The sequence below is a fragment of the Chryseobacterium sp. RR2-3-20 genome (assembly GCF_017808115.1).
In the GTDB taxonomy this organism is placed as follows: Bacteria; Bacteroidota; Bacteroidia; order Flavobacteriales; family Weeksellaceae; genus Chryseobacterium; species Chryseobacterium oryzae.
Genome location: NZ_JADQBD010000170.1, coordinates 1 through 827, shown reverse-complemented (window position 1 = coordinate 827; position 827 = coordinate 1). Strand labels below are relative to the sequence as shown.

Below are 827 nucleotides of genomic sequence, written 5' to 3'. Positions count from 1 at the left end.
CTACCAGATTTGATAATTGCCAATTATATTTAGCGATGGATTTCAGGTATTTCAGAATGAGAATAGTGATAAGTGCCGTCCAGATTTGGATTTTCACTGTATTTTCAGATGTTCCGATAAATGTTTTGATGTGAAGCAACTGCTTGATATCTCTGAAAAAAAACTCAATCTGCCACCTTTGTTTGTACAGTTTTGCAATGGTGGAAGCTACCCAAGTGAAATTATTGGTGATAATTTCGATAGTTTGCTTGTTTTCATCGTCCCAAACCGCCACTCTTCTTAATTTTTTAGGGTATTTTTCTTTTGAAATAGGGTTTGAAAGGATTATGTCTTCGTCTTTTAGGATGCTTTGAGCTCCTTTTGGTGGAAGTTATCGTTCCTGTAAAGTTTCAAATTTCAGATTTTCTTTATGTCTTATTACGAAGAAAACACCTATGCTGTCCCAAATAGAGAGCATTGGAAAATCGTTATAGAATCGGTCTGCAACAATGACTGCTCCCTTTTCCAAAGGAATGTTTTCCGCTCCCTTGTTATCAGCAACACTTCCTTTGGTAATATTCACATAAACAGGAAGTTTCCCGTCATATTCAAGTAAGGTATGCATTTTCACGGCTCCTTTTTTAGTTCGATATGTTGCCCAATCGAACAAAGACAGGCATAGAGAAATAAGGGTAGAATCTAATAAATAGACAGGAACTTTTATTTTGAGTTTTATCCGTCTTTCTTTCGTGTGCTGTCCTAATTGTTCTAATAGTTTGAAATACACGTCTTTAAACAAATCTGCATCTCGTTTTCCATTCTGGTAGCTAATAGAAGATTTGGAAGGT

1 pseudogene is annotated in these 827 nt (G+C 35.8%); it reads right to left on the bottom strand.

Annotated elements, in window-relative coordinates:
* A pseudogene (locus IV513_RS15905) lies at positions 1-766 on the bottom strand (IS4 family transposase); the annotation flags it as partial.
* Positions 767-827 lie beyond the last annotated feature (61 nt).